Here is a 21,172-nt window from a genome sequence, read left to right on the forward strand (position 1 = left end):
TCTTTTCCGGTAAATACAGTATACGTTGTAATAGATGGCAGACTTCAAGAAATATGTCTATTTGATAGTGTGTTATCGTGGGCACATTGGTTAGAACTCAAAGGAGATAAGAACATGAGAACACTCATTCGCTGGCTTGGAAGCCTGACCATTCTGATGTCATTCATCCTGGTCGGATGTTCAGATTCAGGTGACGACAGCGCGAACAAGGAAGCCAACACACAACAGGAGTCCTCAAGCTCATCCTCCGACTCGGCTGCCAAGAGCAGCGACACCGTGACATGGCGTTTTGCCCTGGAAGAAATCGAAGGCAGTGTCCAGGACGCCTACGCGAAAGAATTCAAGAAAGAGGTTGAGAAGGCCTCCGACGGTAGTATCAAGATCGATATCTACCCTTACGGTTCCCTGGGCACCTCATCCCAGCTGACCGAGCTGGTCCAGCAGGGCGCCGTCGAGCTGGCGTTTGCTTCGCCGGGCCACCTGGCTTCCGTCATCCCGGAAGTGGGCGTGTTCACCCTGCACTTCGTCCTGTCTGACGACAACGACGTCAACAAGGAAGTGCTGTCCAGCGACAAGGTGCATGACCTGTTCGCCGACCGCTACAACGCCCAGGGCCTGGAGCTGCTGAGCATCGTGCCGGAAGGCTGGATGACCTGGACCGGTACCAAGGCGCTGAAGACCCCGGCGGACTTCGAAGACTTCAAGATGCGGACCATGACGTCGCCGATCCTGACCGAGTCCTACAAGGCCTACGGTGCCAACCCGACGCCAATGCCCTACTCCGAAGTCTACAGCGGCCTGCAGCTGAAGCAGATCGACGGTCAGGTCAACCCGATCTTCGCCATCGAGGAAATGAGCTTCTACGAAGTACAGGACGTGATGACCATCGCGCACCACGCCCAGTTCATCGCCACTGTGATTGCCGGCAAGGACTGGTATGACGGCCTGCCGGACGACCAGCGCAAGATCCTGGACGACGCGCGCGACAACCTGGTGGACTACATCTACAAGAAGCAGGAAGAGTTCAACCAGAAGCGTCTGGACAAGATCAAGGAAAGCAGCGATATCAAGATCGTGACGCTGACCGACGAAGAGCGTGAAGCCTTCCGCAAGGCAAGCATGCCGGTCCGTGATATCTACATTAAAGAAGCGGGCGACCGCGGCAAGAAGATTCTCGACACCATCACGTCCATGGTGAAAGAGAAAGAAGGACAAATGGAGCAGGGAGAGTAATCCCCACTCCGGTTTCCTGTTCGAAAGGCGTGGCTCCGGCCACGCCTTTTTTGTGGGCGCTCACCGGAGCCCCCATGGGATGTTTACGGTTCCACTTTGGCCGGGCGCATCTGCAAAACAGCCAACACCTGCCCGGCCTGCTTCATCAGGAACAGGGTCTCGCCCTCAATCGCAAAGCGCTCGGTTTCATCCAAGACCTTCAGGAAGGCCTGTTCGGTCTCGGCCCGGCGCGGGCACATCATGCGCGTTGTGGCCAGTGGCCCCAGCGTCAGATCGTCACGACGGCGCTCGAAGGGCCCGGAAAACCGATTGCAGCCGGCCAGACCAGCCACCCGCCGCTCACCGTCAAAGCGAATGAAAATCGGCTGTTGACCGGGTTCTACCTGGACCGGGTGCCCGTTCAGGTGGGTCAGGTACCAGTTGTTATCCTGCAGTGATGCTGACGGGCAGCGGTTCTCGCCCAGATCCATCACCCGCTGCAGGCCGCTGGCTTCCAGGAAAAGCTGGGCACCCCCCCCATCCGGCGCCTCGCCTTCGACCCAATGGCCCTGCACGATCATTGGCAAGCGCCTGGGAGGCTGAAAGCCAGACTGCCGATAGGCCGATTCCAGTTGGGGAAACGCCTGAGTCATGGTCACCGGCCAGTTGCGCATGGTCCGCGGGTCGTAGGCCAGCGGCGCGTCGGCCTGGGTCATGAAGCAGAGCGCCATCGGACGATCATCGGCCAATGGCTCGGGCTCGTCATCATCCAGGGTCAGCTCTGTCGCCGCGCCCTGACCGATGCCCTGCAGACGCAGCGTGTCGTCATCGGCAATCTGCAACATGGTGGGCGCGTCGCCTCCGCCATGCGCCACGACCGCTCCACTGCCCGTTACCCGCCACCACTGACCGTGATCGTAACGCGGCGGCGCATCCTCGCTGGCCACGCGACGTTCGTACATGCCGTTGCCCCAGAACACCCAGGTCTGGCTGTCATCGGCGCTGACGTAGCGACCGGGCGTCAACGCCGGCGGGCCCTTCGATTCGGATGCCTCGGGCTCGGGAGTGCTGGCGCAGCCGGCCAGCAGGGTGGCCGCGACCACCGCGGTCATCAGGGGACGTTGTTTCATGGACACTATCCTTTGGTCGATCGACGATCTCAGTCGGCTACCACGGGCGCGGTGACCTGGCGGACATTCATCTGGCGCAGGACCGCCTTGCCACGAACCGTGAGATCGGAAATAAATTGGAACTGGTCGCGGGGATCCACCGGGTAGGCTTTCACCCGATAGCAGGTCCCCCAGGGCTTTTCCGACAACACCACCAGCACCGGCTGATAGGCCTTGATCCAGGGACTGGTGAACGCCATTTCCCGCAGTCGGGCTCGGACTTCTCCGGCATCGTGGTCCGGCGCCAGATAGAACTCCGCTACGCACATCAGGTTGCTGCTGCCGGCGTTGCCATTGGCGATCAGCGAGTCCCACAGCTTGCCATGCGGGATGACGACGGCTGTGTCGTCGGGTGTGACGATGGTCACCGCACGGGTGCCGATGGAACGGACCTCGCCGTAATAACCGTCCACTTCGATCCAGTCGCCCGGCCGGTACGGCATTTCGTAGAGCGTGACGATGCCGGCGATCAGGCTGGTGGCGTAGTCCTTGAAGGCAAACCCCAAGGCCAGCGCCAGGGCGCCAAAAATCGCGATCAGGTTCTCAAAGGTCGGCTCGATCAGGATGGGGACAATCAGCAGGATGGTCGCCAGGATCACCAACAGCCGCAGCAGGGGCGCAGAGGCCAGGATATACAGACGGGTTTTGCCCGAGAATCGACCGGCAATCCGCGGCACCAGGGTTTGCACCAGAACGATGATGACCCAGGCCACCACGATCAGCAGCACGGCATCCAGCACCGCGGTTGATGTGATGGCCTCCAGGGCGGATTTCAGGCCCGATTCATCCATGCCATGTTCCCCGTTAACGATTCAGAATCCATCCACGGCAAAACCTTCCGCATGCAGGTAGCGGCGGACGGCGGGATAACCTCGCGGCGTTACGAACCAGCCCCGTGGATGCGGGCCGATCAGCTCAGCCCGATGTAACGAATGCAGGGCGATATGGACGTCGTCCGGCGCCAGTCCGGTGGTCTGCTGCAGAGACGTCTCATCCAGCCCCTGGTGCAACAGCAGCGCATGCAGGACAAACGCCAGCGGCCGCGACTCGCCAGGCGGCATGGTTGGCACGCTCACCTGGGACCAGGGAATCACCCAACAGGTTGACTGTGTCGGTTCGGCATCCGGCGGCTCTTCAACCTCGGCTTCGGGCCGGGCTCGCAGCGAATCGCGCCAGATGGCCCAGGCCACTTCCGGGATACCCCGCGACCAGGCCGCCAGGTCGCGCAGGAAGGCGCTGGTCCTGGCGCCGTTGCGGGCCGGCTCGTCTTTCGGCGGGACCACCCAGCTGCCGTTGGTCGTCAACCGGAACTGTCCGGTGCCCGCCAGGCCCTGCAGCCACTGCCCCAGACGCTGATGATCGAGCGCCTGCAGGGTCAACGTGGAGAATCGCAATTCCGGCAACAGGTGGGTCCAGAAGGTCCAGCTCCAGCTGTTGCAACCAACCAGTCCCCGCCCCAATTCACCGGCCGCGATAGCACCCAACAGGTGACGCACCAGTGTCAGGCCGGCGGGTGTGCGCAACCAGCAATGACCCAGCTCCGGCAGCACCCAGGGCGTGTCACCCTCGAATTGGGACCACCAGTCCTGCAAGGCCTGCCCGCGGTGAATGCGATCCAGATCCGGCGGCGCTATCAGCCGCCAGTCGCGATCAGCGGCCACCTGCTCCAACGATTCGGCCAGCCCGGTAAACGGCGGGGCCACCACGAATCCGACAGGCTGGATGGCCGACCAGCGCGTGCACCAGTGGTCCAGCGCATCGACAAAACCGGACAGATTCGAACGCCATTGCGGTTCCGGTGCCCAGCGCTCGAGCTGCCTGCGGGACAACGGCTGCAGCTCGTCTTGCCCGCCAGCCGGCTGATCCTGCAACCAGTTGGGCTGGCGTACGCGCTCGACAAACGCCTTGAGACCGTCCTGCAAGGTGCGGTTCACCGTCGCCGAAGGCAGCGCCCACTGGTCCTTGCTGACCAGTTCCCGCAGCGGTGAGGATGTGGCCTCGGCCGCTGTCATATCAGGTCTTCTTCGGGCGCATGGCAATCAGCCGGGAATCCGCCAGGGCCGCCGTGCGGTGATGGACGATCGCCTGATATTCCGGGTCGGACACCATCGACAGGAACGCCTGCGCCGAGGGATAGCGCACCAGCAGGACCTCATCCCAGTCCTCATCGTCCGGGGCGATCACCGGCACCGTGGCCTCGCCTACCCACTCCGGCCTGGCTTCCACCTTGGCCAACTGGTTCAGAGCCAGCTTGCTGTAACGGGCGTAGGCTTCGCGACCGCTGCAGGGCGACTCGTTATCCTCATCGGCATACTCCGCGTCCTCACGGAATCGAAGCAGGTTCAGCATCACGACCGGCTCATCCGGCGCAAACTGTTTGACCAGTGATTCAAGTCGCGATCGGGATGGGTTAATTGATGACATCAAACACTCCTTTTCGAAGGTCACTTGAAACGGAAACTATCAGGCCTTTTCAGGGACGGCCCAGGTCACCCGTTGTCTTGCGGCAATGGCACCTGAGGCCGCCACCTCCTCCAACATGGATTGCAGGCGGTCACCCCACCCCCACGGTGGATTCACCATCAGCAGTCCGGAGCCGTACATGCCCCGCGCCGGCCGTTCATCCAGTTCATAGTGGCACTGCAGCACTTTCTGTACAGGGCTGTCCTGCAAACGGCGGATCATCGCCTCGTGCCGCGCTTCGGGTAACAGGGGATACCATACAAGATAGACGCCGTGACGACACCGCTTCCAGGCCTTGATGACCGTCTCCGCGGTGGTCATGTAGTCGTCCTTCACTTCGTAGGGCGGGTCGATCAGGGTGAACAGGCGGGGCGCCTGCGGTGGCAGGGCGGCCAACAGCCCCCGGAAACCGTCACCGGCGATCACCCGGGCCTGATGCTCCCGGGCCCAGTCCTGCAACAGACTGCTCTCACCGCTGTGCAGTTCAAAGGCCGTCACCGAGTCCTGTTCCCGGGCCAGCGCGTCGAGCCACGCCGGCGAACCGGGATAGAAACGAACGCGCTTCTCGTCACCTGCGAGCCCCAGAGTGTCCCAGAAAGCCGACCATTCGGCATCCTGCAGACGGTTGCGATGCTGCCACAGACTCTGGATGCCGGAATCGGCCTCGCCGGTCTTGCGGGGTCGCTCGCTGGCCAGATCGTAACGGGCGCTGCCCGCATGGGTATCGAAACAGGCAATGCCGGACGGCTTGGCCTGCATCATTTTCAGGGCGAGGAAGAGCCCCAGGTGCTTCTGCACGTCGGCAAAATTGCCGGCGTGGAAGGCGTGAAGGTAACTCAGCATAAATCGCTGTGCTCCGGGTCAGAAAGGGCCATTAAGCCGCAACGCCCGGAACGGGGCAACAACCTGACGTAAACGATTGCATTTCGCATCCAGCCCCCTATAATCGCAAATACAAATTAATCTCATTAATAACATTTACCTTTGAATCGTTGACAGGGAGAATTTCATGGGGGCTCGCTTTCCTTTCAAGGCGCTGACCGTTGCCATTACGGCACCCGCTGCACTCGCCGCCTGCAGTGCGCTGCAAGGCCCGTCCGAGGCTTCGGAACCGGCCACACCGGCCAATGTCGTCGCCAACTACGCCGACATCGCCCACGCCACCTATGAAGACGCGCTGATCAGCGCCCGGGCACTGGATGAGGCCACCGATGCCCTCATTGCCAACCCCAGCGAAGACACCCTGGCCGCCGCCAAACAGGCCTGGCTCGCCTCCCGCGTACCTTACCAGCAATCCGAAGTCTTCCGCTTCGGCAATGCCATCGTCGACGACTGGGAAGGCCAACTCAACGCCTGGCCGCTGGATGAAGGCCTGATCGACTACGTCGACACCAGCGACTACCAGCACGAGCTGGGCAATGCCGGCGCCACCGTCAACATCATCGCCAGCCAGAACATCACCATCGGTGGCGAGACCATCGACGTCTCCACCCTGACACCGGGACTGCTGGCCGACCTGAATGAGATCGGCGGCTCCGAAGCCAACGTCGCCACGGGCTACCACGCCATTGAATTCCTGCTGTGGGGGCAGGACCTGCACGGCTTCGACGCCGGCAACGGTGATCGCCCCTACTCCGACTATATCCAGGGTGATGGCTGCAGCCACGGCCATTGCGACCGCCGTGCCGCGTATCTGGATGCCGTCACCGATCTGCTGGTGTCCGACCTGGAGTGGATGACCGCCCAGTGGGCACCGGGCAAGAGCGACAATTACCGCGCCGAACTGCTGGCCATGGAACCGCAGGCCGTGATCCAGAAAATGCTGTTCGGCATGGGCTCCCTGTCCCTGGGCGAGCTCGCCGGCGAGCGCATGAAAGTGGCCCTGGAAGCCAACTCCTTCGAAGACGAGCACGACTGCTTCAGCGACAACACCCACAACTCGCACTATTACGACGCCAAGGGCATCCAGAACGTCTACCTGGGTCGCTACACGCGGATCGACGGCAGCGTTGTGGCCGGTCCGTCCCTGTCTGACCTGGTCGCCCAACGGGATCCGGCGCTGGATGACAAGCTGACCAACGAACTGGCCGCCACCATGGATGCCGTGCAGGCCATGAAGGATGCCGCCGAGGACAAAACCCACCCGATGCCCTTTGACATGATGATTGCCCCGGGCAACACCCAAGGTGCGGAGATCATCAACAACGCCATCGCCGCACTGGTCACCCAAACCGGCGAGATCGAGAAGGTCTCCGAAACGCTGGGCATTCAGTCGATGAAGCCGGACGATGCAGGCCATACCTTCTGACGGGCACCAGCTTCATTACGGGGCAGCCAAAGCTGATGCGAATCATTGCCAAATAGATGACTTTCGCATTGGCTCTGGTAGACTCCCTGCACCGAAAAGCCCGGCGGCCGAACACCGGGCTTTTGCCGTTTTAACGACAACAGTATCCGCTTCATGACAACCCCGCGCCGTTTTGCCTTATTGACCAGTCTGTTCCTGTCGGGCACCGCCCTCGCTGTCGACGAACCGCCCATCCAGGACACGCCGCTGAGCGGTGGCGCCGGTTCGGTCAAGCAGTTCGACCACAACGCCTATTCAATGCCCCAGGGCAACCTGTCCATGACCAAGCGCCTGGACTTCAGCGTCGGCAACAGTTTCTTCCGTAACCCCTGGGTCGAGGCGCCCTCGAGCACCGCGGCCCGCGATGGACTGGGGCCGTTGTTCAACACGAACTCCTGCCAGGGCTGCCACCTAAAGGACGGGCGAGGCAATCCGCCGGCCGAGGGTGAGACTCCCGTGTCGCTCTTCCTGCGATTGTCCGTGCCAACGGATCCGAAAAAGGATGCGGAGATCATCAAAAAGATCGGTTTGAAGCCGGCCCCGGTCTACGGCGGCCAACTGCAGACCGCGGCCATCTCCGGCCAGAAGCCGGAAGCGGATCTCGACATCACCTGGGAGCCCATCACCCAGACGCTGGCCGACGGCTCGACGGTCACCCTGCAGCGCCCGGTGTATCACATCAAGAACCCGAACTATGGCCCGCTGCCGAAGGATCTGCTGACCTCGCCCCGAGTCGCTCCGCCCATGATCGGCCTGGGCTTGCTGTCGGCGGTGCCGGAAGCGCAGCTAATGGCCTACGCCGATCCGGAGGACGCGGACGGTGACGGCATTTCCGGTCGCCCCAACCGGGTCTGGGATATAGAGAAAGAAGAGACCGTCATGGGCCGCTTCGGCTGGAAAGCCGGCGAACCGACGCTGGTGCAACAGGCCATGGGCGCCTTTGCGGGTGATATGGGGCTGACCTCCACCCTTATGCCCGCCACCGACTGCTCACCGGCGCAGCAATGCGACCGCTTTGCCAACGGTGGCGAGCCGGAAGTGAGCGACAAGATTGCCCGTTTCATCGGTTTCTACGCGGCCAGTCTGGCGGTACCGGAACGGCGGGACATGGACAAACCGGCGGTGCAGCAAGGCGCCCGGGTGTTCAACGACATCGGCTGCGCCGGCTGCCATACTCCCAAACACACCACCGGGACGGTGGCTGACCGGCCCGATCTGAGCCAGCAGACCATCTGGCCCTACACCGATCTGTTGCTGCACGATATGGGCCCGGCGCTGGCCGACCATCGCGGGGAATTCCTGGCCAGTGGCACCGAGTGGCGTACCCAGCCGCTGTGGGGTATTGGTCTGACCCAGACCGTCAACCCTCTGGCCGGCTTCCTGCACGACGGGCGCGCCCGTACCATCCAGGAAGCCATACTCTGGCACGGTGGCGAGGCCGAGGCAGCGACCGACCAATACCGTTCACTGGACGCAGACAGGCGCGATGCCCTGCTCCAGTTCCTTCATTCGCTCTGACAGGAGACGCTGGTTCATGCTTTCCCTGACCCGTTCCGTACGCTATCTGATTCCATTCGCCCTGGGCCTGGCTACCGCGACGGCCTCGGCGGCCACCACGCCCCGCCAGCAATGGAAAACGGATATCGGCCAGGGTTACCAGCAACTGGCCAGCTCGGCTCACGTTCTGGAACAGACCGCTAGCCATTACTGTGACAGCCCGTCGGCGGATACCCGGCAGCAGCTCGAAGCCGCCTGGAAAACCGCTTTCCTCGACTGGCAGGCGGTCCGCTTTGTTGATTTCGGCCCCATCGAGCAAAACAGCCGTGCCTGGCAACTGCAGTTCTGGCCCGACCATAAAAATCTCGTCGCCCGCAAGGTGAGCTATGCCCTGAAGCAGGACAAACCGGTGGATGCCGCGTTCGTCGACCAGGCCGGCGTTGCGCTGCAGGGCTTCCCGGCGATCGAATACCTGCTGTACGACGCCGACATGCAACAGGGAGAGCGGGCCCTGCCGGCCGCCGACACCTGCCATCTGCTCGACACCATCAGCACCCATCTGGCGGGAACGGCGGATGCACTCGCCAGCGACTGGCAGGCCTTCGGCGACTACTACGTGTCGATGGACGAATACACCGAGAAAACCGTCGCCGCCGCCATCAACGGCCTGGAGATCCTGCAGGACAAGCGCCTCGCCGCGCCCATGGGCGTACGCCCGCCGCACAAGCGCAATAAATACCTGGGAGACGCCTGGCGCAGCGAAAATTCCGTCGCCGCCATGCGCGCTTCCATTGCCGGTTTCAAGCAATATATGGTGCCCGGGCTGACCCAGCTCCTGAACGACGCGGGCCATCCGGAACTGGCGGACAAGCTGGTGGAACAGACCGACAGCACCCTGGCGAAGGCCAACGACCTGCCGGATGCCATGGCCCCGTTCCTGAAAACCGATGAGGGGTATCGCAAGCTGCAATCGCTGTTTATCGACGTGATCCAGCTGGAACAGGTGGTCGAGGATCGGATCGCCCCGGCGCTGGGCATCACTCGCGGTTTCAACTCCAGCGACGGCGACTGAGTCATGCTGAACCGACGCCAGTTCCTCCAGGCCAGCTTGGCCACCCTGGTCGCAGGGAGCCTGAGCAGCCGACTCGCCGTTGCCGGCCAGGATCAGGGGCCGCTCCTTCTCAGCGCGGTGGACGACGAAGCGGGCCATCATCGAATTGCAGGGGTCGACCTGCAGGGCCAGACGCATTTCCAGCTGCCCGTCGGGGATCGCTGTCACGGCGGTTGTGAACGCCCCGGCACATTGCAGGCCATCCTCTTTGCCCGCCGTCCCGGTCGCCACTTCTACGTGGTGGATACCCGGCGGGGCGAGATCGCCCACACCATCGCGGCGGGCGACGGCTATCACTTCTATGGGCACGGCACCTTCAGTCACGACAGCCGCTACCTGTACGTCACCGTGAATCAGTACGACACCGGGGAAGGCATCGTCCGGGTGTACGATGCCGAGCGAAATTACGCTGCCGTCCGGGACATGCCGGTGGGCGGCATCGGCCCCCATGAACTGCTGCTCCACCCGGATGGCAACACCCTGGTCGTGGCCCTGGGCGGCATCAAGACGCACCCGGACTACGACCGCATCAAGCTCAACCCGGACACCATGGAACCGGCCCTGCTGCTGATGGATCGCCACTCCGGAGACGTCCGCCAACGGTTCAAGCCATCGCATCATCAACTGAGCTGCCGGCACCTGGGCATCAGCCCCGAGGGGATTGTGATCGCCGGCTATCAATACCAGGGCCCCACCTGGGAATCCCGGCCGCTGATTGCCCGCTACGATTCCAACACCGACACCTACAGCGAAATCGCGCTGCCCAAGTCACTGCAACGCAGCCTCCACAACTATGTGGCGAGCGTGGCGGTCAGCCCGGTCAGTCCGCTCAGCCTGGTGACGGCGCCCCGGGGGGACCGGGTCGTGGTCATCAACCATCGAACCAGCGAGCGGGTCGGTGATCACGAAGTGCCGGATGTGGCCGGTGCGCTGGCGCTACCAGACGGCGGATTCGTCGTGTCCTCCGGTAACGGCTCACTTCACCGCATCGCGGCAGACGGCCAGTCCGCCCGATCCTTCGCGGCTCTCGACATCCACTGGGACAACCACCTCACCTTCTTCGGCTGAACCCCCGACGGAAGGACGCCGACCTGTCGGGTGAGCCGGGTGGCTGCTATGATTCCGTTCCTTTGAACCGGGAACGGAGTCGATCTTGGCCGAATTGCAGCGAGATACCACCGAAAAGCTCTACAGCCTGATTGCCAACGAAGAGGATGCCCGCGTCTGCAAGGACATCTCGGACGATGCCTGCCGTGAGGTGCCCCGCAATTTCTTCCTGATCTTGGGCAGCCTGGTGCTGACCAAACTGGGGGATCTGCTGATCAGCCCCAAGACGGTCCTGGCCTGGCTCCTGGGGGCCGTCGGCGCATCGGGACTGGTGGCCTGGCTGGTGCCGATCCGGGAATCCGGCTCGCTGATCCCGCAGATGGTGATTGGCGCCTGGGTACGGCGCCGGCCGGTGCGCAAGTGGTTCTGGGTCGGCGGCAGTCTGGGCCAGGCCCTCAGCGTCGCGGGCATGGCCGCCAGCGTTGCCTTTCTGGACGACACCCTGGCCGGACTGGGCGTGGTGGGTTGCCTGATTCTGTTTTCCCTGGCCCGGGGATTCTGCTCCGTCGCCATGAAGGATGTCCAGGGCAAATGCATCCCAAAAACCCGCCGCGGCCGACTGGGCGGTCTGGCCACGACCATCGGCGGTTCGGCCACGGTTGCCCTGACCGTCGCGCTGTTCTGGAACCAGTCGGATCCGAGCATCACCTTCTATGTCACCCTGTTGGTGCTGGCTGCGGTGCTCTGGGTCGTTGCCAGCGTGCTGTTTGCAGGCGTGGACGAGGAACCGGGCGAAACCAGTGGCGGTGGCCATGCGCTGAAGGAAGCGTTCCGGAATTTGTCGCTGTTGCGTGACGATGCGCCATTCCGGCATTTCGTCATCACCCGCGCCCTGCTGCTGTGTTCGGCCCTGGCATCGCCCTACTTTGTGCTGCTGGCCCAGAAGCAGGGCAACAACGGCTGGCTGCTGGGCGGGTTCCTGCTGGCCAGCAGCCTGGCCAGCTCAGTGAGCGCCACGGTCTGGGGCTGGATGGCCGACAAGTCCAGCCGCCAAGTGATGATCCGCGGTGCCGCCCTGGCCAGCGCAGTCTGTCTGGTGATCGGGTTCTGGAACCTGCTGTCCGATGGCGACCTGCGCAGCGCCTGGTTCTATCCCCTCGCCTTCTTTATTCTCAGCATCGCCCATGCCGGCGTGCGACTGGGCCGCAAGACCTACCTGGTGGACATGGCCGGCGGCAACAAGCGCACCGACTATACCTCGGTGAGCAATACCGTGATCGGACTCCTGCTGCTGGTCACCGGCGGGATCAGCGCGCTGGCGTCGCTGATTTCACCCACCGCGGTGATTGTGCTGCTGGGGCTGATGGGTTTGGCCGGCACTGTCAGCGCCGTACGGCTACGGGAAGTGGAGTAGAATCAGCCCCCACAAAAAAGGGCCGGCGCAGGGCCGGCCCAATGGCGCGTCACATCATGGATAACACGACTCGCGGCGTGATCGCCTGACTACTTAGAAACCTCCGTGCGACTGGCACAGACGCTGAAGACATTGAATTCGTCCAGCGCGGACAACAGGCCAAAGCCGCCGTTAATCACTTCCACCTCGTTGAAAGGCTTTGAGGTCTGGAAGATCAGGAAGCCCTGTTCGTTGCCGCCCAGCGTGCCGGAAACACCCAGCAGATCCAGGTCAACCCCCAGGTCGCCGTTGGAGCTCTCCTGCACCTGACCGTCCAGCAATGTGCGAACGATCAGTGAGCTGTTCGCCAGCAGGTCCAGCTGCACCAGCTGCGCGCTCTCGGCAATGGAAACACCCAGCACGTTCTGTCCCGGGTAGACGAAGCCGGAATTATCCGATACCCGCAGCACGGCTTCCGACAGGCCCAACAGGTTGGTGTTGTAGACCGTGGCCGAATTACCCAGATCACTGTCGATCACGTAATCCGCATTGTTGACGCCACAGGTCGAACCGCCCAACAGGCCGCCCAGCAGGCACCCCGAATCGTCCGCGGAAGCGGTGACGTCGTTTTCCGCCAACAGCGGCGAGAACTGTTCGCCGGAAATGGCGCAGGCGTAATCGGCGTTGTCGATCAGGTCGCAGGCGTCGCCGATCCCGTCACCATCCGTATCGGCCTGGTCCGCGTTCGGTACCAGCGGGCAGTTGTCGTTGGGCTGACCCAGCGCGTTCTCGTCGTTGATGCCGTCACCGTCGGTATCGTCATCGCAGGCGTCGCCAATGCCGTCGCCGTCGAGGTCCGCCTGGTCGGGATTGGCGATGGCCGGGCAGTTGTCGGCATCGTCCGGCAAGCCGTCCTCGTCGGTGTCGTCCTGACAGGCATCGCCGAAGCCGTCGCCGTCGCTATCCGTCTGGTCCGCGTTGCGCACCAGGGGGCAGTTGTCGGATTCGTCGTTGAAGCCGTCACCGTCGTCGTCGGTGTCACAGGCGTTGCCGATGCCGTCGTCATCAAAGTCGGCCTGGCTGGCATTGGCGATCAGCGGACAGTTGTCCGGACCGTTCTTGACGCCATCGCCGTCCTGGTCCTCGTCACAGGCATCGCCCTTTGAGTCCCGGTCTGCATTTTCCTGATCCGGATTGGCAATCGCCGGACAGTTATCCAGCACGTCCTCGATGCCATCACCGTCGCCGTCGTCGTTGTTATCGCAGGCATCGCCGATGCCGTCGTTGTCTGCGTCCGTCTGTCCGGCATTGGAAACCAGCGGGCAGTTGTCGGCGGCATCATTCAGCCCGTCGTTGTCGGAATCCACATCGCAGGCGTCGCCGATGCCATCGCCGTCGGCGTCGGACTGCAACGGGTTGAAGATCGTCGGGCAGTTGTCGTCGTCATCGGCAACACCGTCCCCGTCGCCCGGGTTCTGCTCGACAACGCCGCCCACGGCGGAGTTGGAATCACCGCTGCTGCTGTCGGAGTTACACCCGACCAGCATCAGCAGACTGAACAAACATGTAATGAATAATCCCATTTTTCCGTATTTCATGATGACATCTCCCCGTCGCCCTGCTGAGTTCCGGAAATCACGTTGAACTCGACCCGGCGGTTACGCTCCCGGCCTTCTTCGGTGTCGTTCGACATCAACGGTCGTGATTCGCCATAGCCCTTCGCCCTCACCTGGTCGGCCTGGACACCCTGATCGATCAGGTAGTCCCGGACGGCCTCGGCGCGGTTCTGGGAAAGCGATTGATTGTAGGCAGCAGCGCCCACGTTATCGGTGTGCCCCGCCAGCTCGACGCGCAGGTCCGGCTGTCCTTTGAGGGCGCTGGCAGCGCGCTGGAGGATGTCCCGGGCATTGGCGGTCAAACGGTCAGAATTGAATTCGAAGGTCACGCCCTTGAGCACGACGGTCTGGGTCTGACCCGAGTCCACACACCCCACGGCATTCACATCGAGACCGCTCAGGGTGTTCGGGCACTGGTCGACGCCATCGACAACGCCGTCACCGTCGGAATCGGCCAGTTCTTTCACACGGGTCTTTTCCACCACCACGGTTTTCTCGACAACGCGCTCGCGGACGGCGCCAATGGGAATGGTGATCCCCAGCGACAGGTGAATATCCTGGAAACCGTCATCGTAGGTGTCGTACAGATAGCGGGCGTCTGCCCTTACCCGCAGTCCGCTATCGGTGAAGGCCGGGCTGAGCACCCCCACCCCGACGTTGGCGAAGCCACCAAACTCACTGGCGGAGTTGCCATCCACGTCGTTACGGGAAAGACCACCGCCGGCAAAAACAAACGGATCCAGATCGCTGTCGGTCAGGAAGCGGTAGGACACGTCCGCTCCCAAACCCTGCTGATAGGCATCGACCCCCACCTCATCGCCGGTCTCGATCACGTTGGCGAACAGATGCGGCTCGAGCCAGAGCTGTTTGTCCAACTGGAAACCGTAGGTCGCACGCACGCCCGAGCCGTACTCGTCGGTCCGGTCGTCATCGGCGATGACATAGACACCCTGGATGGAAAATTCCTGACGATGGCCATCGTCAGAGGACGCCGGCGCAGCCAATAAGGCGCCACCGGGCAACAGAGAACACAATGCGCTACATGCAAGTACTTCAGTTATTCGACGTCTCATCGGCTCATCCCTTTTGTTGTCGGGTGCCCCTCACTGACCAAACCCCGTCGTGGGAGCACGTTTCTGAGAGTCCGTTCTGCCGACCGCTTGTGGCGGTGGCCGAAAGCCATCGCCTGTCTTCTTGTGAAAGAGGCAACTGCTGGCCTCTTCGTGTTCACGGGTTCTGCCCCGGTGAGAGCGGTTATCCGTGAGCACTTGTTGTGCAAAATAGTGAACGTCTGCACGGATTCGCCATGACAAATGTGACCACCTGCGCCGGCATCAAAGTCAGGCTCCCCGTGCAGGAATGTCTAATTGCCTGACAAAATGTAACTTTTTGGTACAAAATTACCAAAAACTTAAAGCGCAAAATATTGTTAAATTTTCAGGATTGCCGGACTTAACCTGAAGTCGCGGCCCTAAACCCGGTAAATAAATCGCTTTATTCGCTAACATTGCGGCTAGGCCGTCGCTTTGGATGCAGATTCAGGGAGAAAAAAGCCGGGAGAAATGTAACTGGGGGATCTGAAGGAACGTAACCAGCAACGTCGAATTGTAAATTGACCGAGAAAAATGTGACGTTTGTCACACCTGCCAATTCATAAAACACGGCGTTGTTGATGATAGGTAAGGCGCCTGCCATTTCAGGGAAGCGATCAGCGAATCAGCGACGTTCCTGACAGGAAGGATCGGTAATGTAGCCAGACGGCCCCTCCGACATCAGGTGCCCGGGAATAAGACGATAACAAATGGATCAGCAAAGCGAGGTCGGCATGTCGGTTAACGAACAGGTTATTACCCCCCTGCGCAGCGAACGTTTCCTGCACACGCTCCTCGGCTGGTATGTCCGCACCCGGGAGAATATCGATCTGGGCCCGTTCACCAACCGGGACGATGCATCCGCGGCTTTAAACCGCCATATCCGACAGTTCCAGGGCGTCCTGCGACGCGATCACGGCACCCAGAGTCACGGCATGGACATCCATGACCCCGAAAGCTGCGACAAGCAGAACTGTGCGATTTGCATGGAGGCTCACATCCTGTCCCAGACCCTGCAGATCGGAGCCTAGGTGCTCCGATCGCGCGCTGGGCAACCATCGGTAAGATGCGTCACGGTGCCTTGCCGTCGTTCAAGGCCAGGGCCCCTTTGACGATCCGGTAGATGACCCAGATGGAAATCCCCAACAGGATGAACCAGCCGATGATGATTGGCAGGGTAATCAGCCCAATGACGCTCCCGGCCAGCCCGATCCAGAACGTTTTGATCTGCCAGCGGAAGTGCGGCTCCACCCAGGTCTGGGCGACATCGTCCATCTTTACGTAGTTGATGATGACGCCCACCAGGCCGCTGATGCCGCCCACGAAGAACGACAGGGCCTGGAGGATGTAGACAGTCACCGCCAGATTCCGGCCGGAGTCGCCACGGCGGACAATGGGATCTGAGTCGGCGGGTCGGAAATCGGAGTCGGTCAAGTTCGCTACCTCAGGTGGTTCCGTTTTCCACGCAGTATAGAGGAATCCGTCAGACAGTTGACCCCGTCGCCGGCAGTTCGATGCCGTTGAAAATCAGGTGCAGCGCAATGGCGAGCATCATCAGCGAAATCACACTGTCGATCACCCGCCAGGCCATCGGCCGGGCCAGCACCGGCGCCAGCGCCGAACCACCCCACGCCAGCAGTGCAAACCACAGAATCGAGGCACTGGAGGCGCCCGCCACAAAGCCTACCGGTTCCGGTTGCTGGGCGCCCACTGAAGGAATCAGCAGCAGCGTATCCAGATAGACCTGCGGGTTCAGCAGGGTCACCGCCAGCGTGGTCATCAACACCGCGCCGAGACTGCGGCGCCGGGTTTCCTCGGCGGTCAGTCCGCCACGTCCCTGCACCGCCCGGACAAATGCGGTGAACGACAGCCACAGCAGGAAGGCCACGCCCGCCCAGCGCATGATATCCAGCGCCGACGGAAAGGCGATCAGCGCCGCACTGACGCCCAACATGCCGAGGGTGAACAAGGCCACATCCGACCCCATGCAAAGGGCTGCCGCCGACCAGTGATGCTCACGTCGGAACGCCTGCCCCAACAAATAGGCATTCTGGGCACCGATGGCGATGATGATGCCGCCGCAGACGACGAGGCCGGTGAGGTAGCTCTGTAACATGGGACATTCTCCTTGAGTTGCAGAGCAAGGCTAATCGAATGCCGCTATACTAAAAAATCATATTGCTAATACTGCATCATTTTTTCTTATGCTCGACTACAAACTCCTGGAAGCACTGATTACCGTGGTTGAAACCGGCGGTTTTGAACGGGCCGGCATTGCCCTGGGACTCTCCCAGTCGGCGGTGTCCCAGCGCATCAAGCTGCTCGAATCCCGTCTGGGCCAGCCGGTACTGACCCGCCACCCTCACCTGCAGGCCACGCCCGCCGGCCGGCGCCTGCTCAACCATGCCCAGCAGGTGCAGTTACTCGAACGCGACCTGCGTCGCCAGATTCCGGAACTGTCGGAGGATCGCACCCGCCTGCGCATTGCCCTGAACGCCGACAGCCTGGCCACCTGGTGGGGAGAGGCCGTCGGCGCCTTCTGTCAGGAGGAGGGGCTGCTGCTCGACATGGTGGTGGAAGACCAGGATGTAGGTTTGCGCCGAATGCGCGAGGGGGATGTGGCCGCCTGTTTGTGCAGCAGCGACCAGCCGGTGGCCGGCGGGCGCTGCATTGCCCTGGGCGACGTGCCCTATCGGGCCTGGGCGCGGGAAGACTATGTGCGCCGCTACTTCCCGGACGGCCTCACTGCCGCCGCCTTCAAGGAAGCGCCGGCCATCGTCTTCGGGCCCCACGATCAACTGCAGCACCGTTTCCTGGCCGAGTGCGGCTACCACGGCCGCTTCCCCTATCACCTGTGCCCGTCTTCGGAAGGCTTTATTCGTCTCGCCATGGCCGGCATGGGCTACGGGATGATCCCCGACAACATGATGAGCAACCACGACACGACGCTGAAAGTCCCGGAAGGCGCGCTGGTGGACCTCTCACCCGGCACGACCGTGACGGTGCCCCTTTATTGGCACTACTGGCGCCACGGCGGAGATTTCATGGGACGTCTGACCCGTCGCATCGAGATGGCCGCACAGCGCCTGTTGCAACCAGGCCATCATCGTTAGTGTTGTTCGCGAGGCCGGTAGCCCAACCGGAAACCGCCCCAGTGGCGACCCTTCACGTAAACAGGAACGGAGAGATCGTGCATGATCTCTCCGGTATCGCGCCGGTAAGTCTGCAACAGCATGTCCTGGGTGTGGCTGCCGCAACGGGCGCCGGTCCGGTCGTTGAACAGGCGTTTGCTGCGACTCTTCACCAGGTCGACGCTGGGTTTTCCGGTCGGTTCGTGGGCGAAATCGCGGTTATGCGTGGGCACGTAACCATCCGGAGCCGTAGCGATGGCAAACACCAGCGCCTCATGGGCCTGTTTGACCGGCTCCTGAATGGCGTGAAGGTGACGATCGGTAAAGCGATCGAACCCGCTGTGGTATTTCTGGGGATCGGTGTTGGGGATGGGCTCCCGCCGGCTGTCGAATAACTGGGATTCGGTCAGCGAACCGTCTTTCAGGGCCTGCTCGAACAACGCGCCGATTCGATCGGCACCTTCACGGGCCTTTTCGTAGAATGGGCGGTGATAACTCTCATCGCTGTTCAGGGCAAACGCAGCGTTGGCGTTCTCAGCGATGTCCATCAGCCGTGACGCCTGCTGCGCCAGCCCCTGTACCGCTGTATCGCTTTCGGTCATCTCGTCCCGTAGCGTTTCGATGGCCTGGAACATCTGCTGCAGGCTTTCTTCGTTGTGCTGATCGCCTTCGGCAATGCTGGCTACCTGCTGTTCCACCTGCTCGGTCTGGGCGCGGATTTCATTGAGACGTTCACCAACGTTCTCGACCGATTCCAGTCCGTTCTCGATACTTTGTGCCAGGTTCTCGATCTGTTGCACGATCAACCCGGTGTCGACACGGATGGCCTGCAGAGTTTCGGCCACCTCATCCGTGGCCTGTGACGTGCGGCCAGCCAGCTGACGGACTTCGTCCGCCACCACAGCGAAGCCGCGGCCCTGATCGCCGGCCCGGGCCGCTTCTATGGCCGCGTTCAGGGCGAGGAGGTTGGTCTGCTCGGCGATCCCCTGAATCACGCTGGTCACACCCTGGATCTTTTCCGATTTGTCATTCAGTTCCTGGATCTGGCGCAGGGTTTCGGCGGACTGTTCGTGCACCCGACGCACCTCGTCGATGGCGCCGGACAACGCCTCACGCCCACGAGCGCTCAGGTCACTGACCTGGCGGGACATGCTCGCGGCCTGGGAGGCCTGCTCGGCAGATTGCTTGACGGTGGCGGTGATCTGGCCGGCGTAATCCGCCATCTGGCCGGTTTCCTCCACCTGACGGTCGAGGCGGGCCTTCAGATGGTCGGCGGCAAAGGACACTTCCGCCGCGGAGATGGCATTGGCATCGGCACCGGCGGTCAACGAACGAATCAGCTCACCGCCACTCCCGCGCCCCATCAGCGAGGGGCAAAGCCGCGCAACCGGGTTCTGCGGCGCCGGTGTTTCGCCGGCTTCCAGGCGAGCGAGGCCCTGTTCCAGCGGGTCCAGCACCCGCACCACGATGATCAGCGTAGCGACCGACAATCCCAGGATCAGGCCGATCAGCAACGCCGTCAGATCCAGCCCTGTGAAATAGCCGGCAAGCGCCAGCAAGACAACAGCGAGCAGTGCGAGAACCACCGCCGGACGACCAATCAGTTTCATGGAACCCCAGCCTCTGAATACAGCGAATCGCTCTCAGATTGCGATCCAGTTTATTGTTCTTGACGTTGCCCCAAGCCTACCAACACGGCACAGGAGGTCACTTGTACTTTAGTTGTTTTTTGCAGGGACCGGTGCAACAGATTGTATCCCGGCCAGGAAAAGGCTGACGCGCGCGGCGATCTCGTCGTCGCTCATGAAGTCCAGGTCAATGCTGTTGAGATTGGGGGAGCGGCCGGTGCGAAGCACCTCGTCTCCGCTGTAAAGCACCAGGGTCAGGCGCCCGGATTCGACGGTGTCCATGACCGGTATGATGACATCGGTGCGATCGATGCGAATCCCCACCCGCAAGTCCGGCACTTTGTCGGCCGGTCGGTATCCCAGTGCCTGCATTTGTCGCAGGACCTCACTTTCGACACGATCCAGCAGACGACTGCGGCCGGGAGCCGGTCGGGTTTCGGTTGCAAACGTCCGTGCCGTTTCTGGGACCGGTTGGGCGCCCTTATCCAGAGCCATGGGGGGTAAAGGTTGGAGGGAACAGCCCGCCAGCGCAGTCAGGACGAGCGCCAGCAGGATTCCTGGCAGACGATCGGTTGTGACTGATCGTCTGCGCAAAACAACCGGGATGGTCGCCATGGTGCATCTCCTTTTGGCATTGCTGCCATCAAAGCACCGGGGAGACCATCCCGCAAGCGACACGACCGGATCAGTTGCTCATGGCATCCTTGGTGTCGTCGTAGCCTTCTTCAGCAGCGTCCGCGGTGTCTTCAGCTGCGTTTTCAACGGCTTCACCGGCTTCCTCAGCACCTTCCTTGGTGTTTTCCCACGCACTGTCGCTCTGTCCAGTCGCGTCTTCATAGGTTTCTTCCATGGAATCGCCGGCATCGTCCATCATATCGCCAGCGTTATCGGCAGCCTGTTCTGCGGATTCCTGCATGTTCTCAGCGGCCGAATCATCATCACTGCAACCGGCCAGTGTCAGGCCCATGATGACGGCAAACGTACCTGCGATCAGCTTCTTCATATTGCTTTCCCTCAGCAAAAATTTGGATTCCAAACGATCGTTTGACTGCCCGTGCAGTGTAGGGGCCAGCGGCACGTCAGCACAATAAACGGACGATTACGCTTTTTTTAACTATGACAAAACGTTAGGAAAGATATGACGCCCCGATCGGCCGTTACGGAGACCCTCCGAGAACGCCGAACGGCGCCCGAAAATTCAAGGGGGAAACGTCGCGGTTTCAGACGCCGTTGGCGGGGCGTCCATCCACAAGGAGCAAGTGATCAAGCCGGATCATCTGACCGCGCTCAAGCACCAGGAACTCTTCTCCCGCCCGGGTAAAGACATCCCGGATACGGTCATGGAAGGTTTGTATCTGCCCGGCTTCATCCCGGAACACAATCTCGACCAGACGGCGCAGGGTGGCCGCCTCAAGCAAGGCATCGTGGAAGGCACAATCGATCGGTTTGTAGGCATGGCTCATGGAG

21 protein-coding genes and 1 pseudogene are annotated in these 21,172 nt (G+C 61.8%); 8 read left to right on the top strand and 14 right to left on the bottom strand.

What is annotated here, in order from left to right; genetic code table 11:
* Positions 1-114 precede the first annotated feature (114 nt).
* A complete protein-coding gene (gene dctP, locus EB809_RS01055; protein WP_123632716.1) occupies positions 115-1,233 on the top strand; it encodes a TRAP transporter substrate-binding protein DctP in 1,119 nt (372 codons plus the stop codon).
* Positions 1,234-1,316: 83 nt separating this feature from the next.
* On the opposite strand, the gene EB809_RS01060 is transcribed toward dctP, so the two are convergent.
* From EB809_RS01060 to EB809_RS01080, 5 genes are read right to left on the bottom strand one after another with little or no spacing between them, the layout of a single operon-like run.
* A complete protein-coding gene (locus EB809_RS01060) occupies positions 1,317-2,342 on the bottom strand; it encodes an META domain-containing protein (RefSeq protein WP_123632717.1) in 1,026 nt (341 codons plus the stop codon).
* A 29-nt stretch (positions 2,343-2,371) separates the two neighbouring features.
* On the bottom strand, positions 2,372-3,172 hold the full coding sequence (locus EB809_RS01065; RefSeq protein ID WP_123632718.1) for a mechanosensitive ion channel family protein: 801 nt from the start codon (positions 3,170-3,172) through the stop codon (positions 2,372-2,374).
* Positions 3,173-3,193: 21 nt separating this feature from the next.
* On the bottom strand, positions 3,194-4,393 hold the full coding sequence (locus tag EB809_RS01070; protein WP_123632719.1) for a hypothetical protein: 1,200 nt from the start codon (positions 4,391-4,393) through the stop codon (positions 3,194-3,196).
* A 1-nt stretch (position 4,394) separates the two neighbouring features.
* Complete coding sequence (locus EB809_RS01075; RefSeq protein ID WP_123632720.1) at positions 4,395-4,805, bottom strand: DUF1330 domain-containing protein; 411 nt, start codon at positions 4,803-4,805, stop codon at positions 4,395-4,397.
* A gap of 39 nt (positions 4,806-4,844) precedes the next feature.
* Positions 4,845-5,687: a 23S rRNA (adenine(2030)-N(6))-methyltransferase RlmJ gene (locus EB809_RS01080; protein WP_123632721.1), complete on the bottom strand. Its 843-nt coding sequence runs from the start codon at positions 5,685-5,687 to the stop codon at positions 4,845-4,847.
* Between the two features lie 166 nt (positions 5,688-5,853).
* On the opposite strand from EB809_RS01080, the gene EB809_RS01085 reads away from it, so the two are divergent.
* From EB809_RS01085 to EB809_RS01105, 5 genes are all read left to right on the top strand, one after another.
* Positions 5,854-7,152, top strand: coding sequence for an imelysin family protein (locus EB809_RS01085; RefSeq protein WP_123632722.1), 1,299 nt, complete (start codon positions 5,854-5,856; stop codon positions 7,150-7,152).
* 153 nt (positions 7,153-7,305) lie between these two features.
* Complete coding sequence (locus tag EB809_RS01090; RefSeq protein WP_123632723.1) at positions 7,306-8,709, top strand: di-heme oxidoredictase family protein; 1,404 nt, start codon at positions 7,306-7,308, stop codon at positions 8,707-8,709.
* A gap of 16 nt (positions 8,710-8,725) precedes the next feature.
* Positions 8,726-9,760 carry an imelysin family protein gene (locus tag EB809_RS01095; protein WP_190294795.1) on the top strand — a complete coding sequence of 345 codons (1,035 nt, stop codon included), beginning with the start codon at positions 8,726-8,728 and terminating at the stop codon, positions 9,758-9,760.
* A 3-nt stretch (positions 9,761-9,763) separates the two neighbouring features.
* Positions 9,764-10,867, top strand: a complete 1,104-nt coding sequence (locus EB809_RS01100) for a DUF1513 domain-containing protein (RefSeq protein WP_190294796.1) — start codon at positions 9,764-9,766, stop codon at positions 10,865-10,867.
* A gap of 85 nt (positions 10,868-10,952) precedes the next feature.
* On the top strand, positions 10,953-12,260 hold the full coding sequence (locus EB809_RS01105; RefSeq protein WP_123632725.1) for an MFS transporter: 1,308 nt from the start codon (positions 10,953-10,955) through the stop codon (positions 12,258-12,260).
* Positions 12,261-12,349: 89 nt separating this feature from the next.
* Here the strand turns inward: EB809_RS01105 and EB809_RS01110 are convergent, their stop codons facing one another.
* The 3 genes and pseudogenes from EB809_RS01110 to EB809_RS01115 form a co-directional block, all read right to left on the bottom strand.
* Entirely contained in the window at positions 12,350-13,225 is an 876-nt protein-coding gene (locus tag EB809_RS01110) for a thrombospondin type 3 repeat-containing protein (protein WP_411711035.1), read from the bottom strand.
* A pseudogene (locus EB809_RS21260) lies at positions 13,220-13,837 on the bottom strand (thrombospondin type 3 repeat-containing protein); the annotation flags it as partial. The gene EB809_RS01110 and the pseudogene EB809_RS21260, both read right to left, overlap by 6 nt.
* Positions 13,834-14,928: an OmpA family protein gene (locus tag EB809_RS01115; protein ID WP_123632727.1), complete on the bottom strand. Its 1,095-nt coding sequence runs from the start codon at positions 14,926-14,928 to the stop codon at positions 13,834-13,836. The gene EB809_RS01115 and the pseudogene EB809_RS21260, both read right to left, overlap by 4 nt.
* Positions 14,929-15,656: 728 nt before the next feature.
* Between EB809_RS01115 and EB809_RS01120 the strand changes: the two genes are divergently transcribed.
* Entirely contained in the window at positions 15,657-15,977 is a 321-nt protein-coding gene (locus EB809_RS01120; RefSeq protein ID WP_123632728.1) for a DUF6316 family protein, read from the top strand.
* A gap of 40 nt (positions 15,978-16,017) precedes the next feature.
* Here EB809_RS01120 and EB809_RS01125 read toward each other — a convergent pair whose 3' ends face one another.
* Entirely contained in the window at positions 16,018-16,380 is a 363-nt protein-coding gene (locus tag EB809_RS01125) for a DUF4870 family protein (RefSeq protein ID WP_123632729.1), read from the bottom strand.
* Positions 16,381-16,429: 49 nt separating this feature from the next.
* On the bottom strand, positions 16,430-17,062 hold the full coding sequence (locus EB809_RS01130; protein ID WP_123632730.1) for a LysE/ArgO family amino acid transporter: 633 nt from the start codon (positions 17,060-17,062) through the stop codon (positions 16,430-16,432).
* Positions 17,063-17,150: 88 nt separating this feature from the next.
* Here EB809_RS01130 and EB809_RS01135 point away from each other — a divergent pair, with 88 nt between their 5' ends.
* On the top strand, positions 17,151-18,059 hold the full coding sequence (locus EB809_RS01135; protein WP_123632731.1) for a LysR family transcriptional regulator ArgP: 909 nt from the start codon (positions 17,151-17,153) through the stop codon (positions 18,057-18,059).
* On the opposite strand, the gene EB809_RS01140 is transcribed toward EB809_RS01135, so the two are convergent.
* The 4 genes from EB809_RS01140 to EB809_RS01155 form a co-directional block, all read right to left on the bottom strand.
* On the bottom strand, positions 18,056-19,687 hold the full coding sequence (locus EB809_RS01140; protein WP_123632732.1) for a methyl-accepting chemotaxis protein: 1,632 nt from the start codon (positions 19,685-19,687) through the stop codon (positions 18,056-18,058). The two genes, EB809_RS01135 and EB809_RS01140, sit on opposite strands and share 4 nt — an antisense overlap.
* Positions 19,688-19,795: 108 nt before the next feature.
* The gene (locus EB809_RS01145) at positions 19,796-20,320 is read right to left on the bottom strand and encodes a DUF4136 domain-containing protein (protein WP_123632733.1); all 525 of its coding nucleotides are present in this window, start codon (positions 20,318-20,320) and stop codon (positions 19,796-19,798) included.
* A gap of 70 nt (positions 20,321-20,390) precedes the next feature.
* Positions 20,391-20,708, bottom strand: a complete 318-nt coding sequence (locus tag EB809_RS01150; RefSeq protein ID WP_123632734.1) for a hypothetical protein — start codon at positions 20,706-20,708, stop codon at positions 20,391-20,393.
* A 217-nt stretch (positions 20,709-20,925) separates the two neighbouring features.
* Entirely contained in the window at positions 20,926-21,168 is a 243-nt protein-coding gene (locus tag EB809_RS01155; RefSeq protein ID WP_123632735.1) for a hypothetical protein, read from the bottom strand.
* Positions 21,169-21,172: the final 4 nt, after the last annotated feature.

Source organism: Marinobacter sp. R17, from assembly GCF_003789045.1.
Taxonomy (GTDB): Bacteria; Pseudomonadota; Gammaproteobacteria; order Pseudomonadales; family Oleiphilaceae; genus Marinobacter_A; species Marinobacter_A mangrovi.

Excerpts from the sequence above, each read along its gene's own strand:
- EB809_RS01135 (WP_123632731.1), top strand. The coding sequence starts at position 17,151 with ATGCTCGACTACAAACTCCTGGAAGCACTGATTACCGTGGTTGAAACC.
- EB809_RS01070 (WP_123632719.1), bottom strand. The coding sequence starts at position 4,393 with ATGACAGCGGCCGAGGCCACATCCTCACCGCTGCGGGAACTGGTCAGC.
- EB809_RS01060 (WP_123632717.1), bottom strand. The coding sequence starts at position 2,342 with ATGAAACAACGTCCCCTGATGACCGCGGTGGTCGCGGCCACCCTGCTG.
- EB809_RS01140 (WP_123632732.1), bottom strand. The coding sequence starts at position 19,687 with ATGAAACTGATTGGTCGTCCGGCGGTGGTTCTCGCACTGCTCGCTGTT.
- EB809_RS01100 (WP_190294796.1), top strand. The coding sequence starts at position 9,764 with ATGCTGAACCGACGCCAGTTCCTCCAGGCCAGCTTGGCCACCCTGGTC.
- EB809_RS01095 (WP_190294795.1), top strand. The coding sequence starts at position 8,726 with ATGCTTTCCCTGACCCGTTCCGTACGCTATCTGATTCCATTCGCCCTG.
- EB809_RS01155 (WP_123632735.1), bottom strand. The coding sequence starts at position 21,168 with ATGAGCCATGCCTACAAACCGATCGATTGTGCCTTCCACGATGCCTTG.
- EB809_RS01085 (WP_123632722.1), top strand. The coding sequence starts at position 5,854 with ATGGGGGCTCGCTTTCCTTTCAAGGCGCTGACCGTTGCCATTACGGCA.
- EB809_RS01090 (WP_123632723.1), top strand. The coding sequence starts at position 7,306 with ATGACAACCCCGCGCCGTTTTGCCTTATTGACCAGTCTGTTCCTGTCG.
- EB809_RS01120 (WP_123632728.1), top strand. The coding sequence starts at position 15,657 with ATGGATCAGCAAAGCGAGGTCGGCATGTCGGTTAACGAACAGGTTATT.
- EB809_RS01115 (WP_123632727.1), bottom strand. The coding sequence starts at position 14,928 with ATGAGACGTCGAATAACTGAAGTACTTGCATGTAGCGCATTGTGTTCT.
- dctP (WP_123632716.1), top strand. The coding sequence starts at position 115 with ATGAGAACACTCATTCGCTGGCTTGGAAGCCTGACCATTCTGATGTCA.
- EB809_RS01130 (WP_123632730.1), bottom strand. The coding sequence starts at position 17,062 with ATGTTACAGAGCTACCTCACCGGCCTCGTCGTCTGCGGCGGCATCATC.
- EB809_RS01065 (WP_123632718.1), bottom strand. The coding sequence starts at position 3,172 with ATGGATGAATCGGGCCTGAAATCCGCCCTGGAGGCCATCACATCAACC.
- EB809_RS01080 (WP_123632721.1), bottom strand. The coding sequence starts at position 5,687 with ATGCTGAGTTACCTTCACGCCTTCCACGCCGGCAATTTTGCCGACGTG.
- EB809_RS01075 (WP_123632720.1), bottom strand. The coding sequence starts at position 4,805 with ATGTCATCAATTAACCCATCCCGATCGCGACTTGAATCACTGGTCAAA.
- EB809_RS01150 (WP_123632734.1), bottom strand. The coding sequence starts at position 20,708 with ATGAAGAAGCTGATCGCAGGTACGTTTGCCGTCATCATGGGCCTGACA.
- EB809_RS01145 (WP_123632733.1), bottom strand. The coding sequence starts at position 20,320 with ATGGCGACCATCCCGGTTGTTTTGCGCAGACGATCAGTCACAACCGAT.